The sequence below is a fragment of the Actinomyces polynesiensis genome, from assembly GCF_000820725.1.
GTDB classification, from domain to species: domain Bacteria; phylum Actinomycetota; class Actinomycetes; order Actinomycetales; family Actinomycetaceae; genus Pauljensenia; species Pauljensenia polynesiensis.
The window spans coordinates 1-1,965 of the sequence record NZ_CCXH01000180.1; the positions used below are offsets into that span (position 1 = coordinate 1).

Here is a 1,965-nt window from a genome sequence, read left to right on the forward strand (position 1 = left end):
TGCGCGGCCGCCTCGGTGAGGACCCGGACGTCCTCGGGGGGAGGCGGCGTCTGGGCGGGGTTCGAGTGCGCCTCGCCGCGCGCGGCACGCTCGAGGAGCCGGGCCCCCTCCTCGAGGGCGAGCTCCACGTCGCTGCGCACGTCCACCTTGATCGTCGCGTCGTGTCGCCAGGTCGCGTAGGGGTCCGACCAGGTGTCGACGCGGAAGGACCAGTCCCCCGTCCCGTCGGCCATGACCCAGGCCTCGAGCCGGTCGAGCCCGGGGGCGACGTCGACCATCGGGGTGCGCGAGTGCTCGGAACCGTCGGGACGGAGCAGGACGGCCTCGGCGCCGAAGGCGTCGTGTCCCTCCCTGAAGGCCGTCGCCCGGACGGGGAAGGGCTCCCCCTGCGTGGCCTTGGCGGGCAGGGTGCCGCCCTCGACCACCGGGAACAGCTCCAGGGCGGGGATGCGCGGGAGGTCCGGGTGGGGGGAAGGGGAGGCGGGTGGCTGGGTGCGGGGCAGGTCCGGGTTCGTCTGGCTCACGTGAGACACAGTAGTGGGCGGCGCGGGCGCATGTGCCGCCGAACACAGTGTGGGGTCGTGTGTGTGGGGTCGTGTGGGGGTCCGTCCCGCGTGACCCGCGCCGCCCCCGGGCGCACGACGCGCCGAGGGGAGGGGTGGCCGGCGCGCCGGTCAACCCCGCGTCCACGGGCCACCGGGGCTGCAAGCGGTTGCACGCGGGGACGCACAGCGGACGGACACCCTCGCCGGTGGGGGATCTTGTGGATAGACTGCAGCGCGTGAGAGCCATTCGACGATTCACCGTCCGTACCGTCCTTCCCGAGGCGTTGTCCCCCCTGGACACCCTCGCCAGGAACCTGCGGTGGTGCTGGCACGCACCCACCGCTGAGTTCTTCACCTCCCTCGACCCGCAGGCATGGGAGCGCGTCCACGGGGACCCGATCGCCCTGCTCGGCCAGATCAGCAACGAGAGGTTCCACCAGCTGGCCTCCGACTCCTCCGTGGTCGACAGGGCCGCTGAGCTCGCCGACGACCTCGCCCGCTACATGGACGAGCCGCGCTGGTACCAGAACGACTTCGACGCCGAGGGCAAGCCCGAGGCGATCGCCTACTTCTCCGCCGAGTTCGGGATCACCGCGGTGCTCCCCCAGTACTCCGGTGGCCTGGGCATCCTCGCCGGTGACCACCTCAAGAGTGCCTCCGACCTGGGCGTGCCGATCGTCGGTGTCGGTCTGCTCTACGAGTCCGGCTACTTCCGCCAGTCCCTGTCCCGTGACGGCTACCAGCGTGAGACCTACCCGCTCATCGACCCCAACAACATGCCCCTCACCCTCCTGAGGGACCACGAGGGCACCCCCGCACGCATCGCCGTGCCCCTGCCGGAGGGACGCACCCTCAACGCGCAGGTGTGGATCGCCCAGGTGGGCCGTGTGCCCCTGCTCCTCATGGACTCCAACGTCCCGGAGAACGACCCGGTCTCCCGCACCGTGACCGACCGCCTCTACGGCGGGTCCCAGGAGCACCGCCTCGAGCAGGAACTGCTGCTCGGGATGGGTGGCATCAAGGCCCTGCGCCTGTACTCCGCCATCACGGGTGCCCCGACGCCGACCGTGTACCACTGCAACGAGGGCCACGCCGGGTTCCTGGCGGTCGAGCGCCTGCGTGAGCTCATGGAGGGCGACGAGCACCTCGGCCTCGCCGCAGCCATCGAGGCCGTGCGCTCCGGGACCCTCTTCACCACCCACACGCCGGTCCCCGCGGGCATCGACCGCTTCAACCGCGACCTCGTGTCCCGCTACCTGGACGCCATCCACCTGCCCGGCACCTCGACGCAGGACATCGTGGCCCTGGGCAACGAGTCCTACCCGGGGGGCAACCCCGACGTGTTCAACATGGCCGTCCTCGGCCTGCGGATGGCCCGCAGGGCCAACGGCGTGGCCAAGCTCCACGGCAAGGTGTCGCG

The 1,965-nt window shown here is 71.7% G+C and carries 2 protein-coding genes; one reads left to right on the forward strand and one right to left on the reverse strand.

Annotated elements, in window-relative coordinates; genetic code table 11:
- Nucleotides 1-503 (reverse strand): maltotransferase domain-containing protein (locus tag TA90_RS07625; protein WP_147513426.1); only part of this gene is annotated, 503 nt, incomplete at its 3' end.
- A 278-nt stretch (nt 504-781) separates the two neighbouring features.
- Between TA90_RS07625 and glgP the strand changes: the two genes are divergently transcribed.
- Nucleotides 782-1,965: alpha-glucan family phosphorylase (gene glgP, locus TA90_RS07630; protein WP_043535544.1), on the forward strand; the 1,184-nt coding region annotated here is incomplete at its 3' end.